Source organism: Methylophilus luteus (assembly GCF_042676265.1).
In the GTDB taxonomy this organism is placed as follows: Bacteria; Pseudomonadota; Gammaproteobacteria; order Burkholderiales; family Methylophilaceae; genus Methylophilus; species Methylophilus luteus.
On record NZ_JBHTKB010000007.1, the window covers coordinates 1 to 658 of the forward strand.

Sequence of the window (658 nt, forward strand, 5' to 3'; positions counted from 1 at the left end):
GCTTTGAGTCTTGCTTAATAGAGCACACAGTGACTCGCCTTGATCTAGCCGTAGATGATATTCATCAAACTCATCTCCTGGCACTATCTCGCTAATGCGACCCGTTAGCCTATTGTCGTCGTTATTTAGTTCAGTGCTTAGCAGGCCTTCTTCTGGCTCCAACATGACCCAAGGAGCTTTAATCAGCGCTAACACTTCCTTACCTACAACCAGCCCCAAACGCTGGCAGCTGCGTTCGGTAATATCGGCATAAAGCTGAGCTCCCCCTTGTAGGGTCAAACATACTTTTCGACTGAGATCACTTGGGTCAAGGGACACAACGTGCGCAAAAAACTGATTGCGGGCGCTGGTTTGTAATGAAAAACGCGCCACCACCGACAATAAACTATCAAGTGAAGTCGTCTCATCTTGCAGCGCATCTACCGCCATGCATTCTATCTGATTCAATAAGCCATAAATTTTAAGTAAGCGATCACCATAAGGAGTGAGTAGGGCGCCCCCGCCCCCCTTACCACCGGTTTCGCTTACCACAACGGGGCTATCTGCCAGCGCGTTAATGTCTTTTATCGCATCCCACGCAGATTTGTAGCTAATGCCAGCTGTCTTAGCCCCGCGGCTAATAGATCCCTGCTCGCGAATTTGTTCCAACAAACGGATG

At 49.1% G+C, this 658-nt stretch carries 1 protein-coding gene; it reads right to left on the reverse strand.

Features of this window, described 5'->3' with window-relative positions; all coding sequences use genetic code 11:
* Window positions 1–658, reverse strand: a 658-nt coding sequence (locus tag ACFQ1Z_RS14585; RefSeq protein WP_379059087.1) for a TOBE domain-containing protein, incomplete at both ends; no start/stop codon positions are given.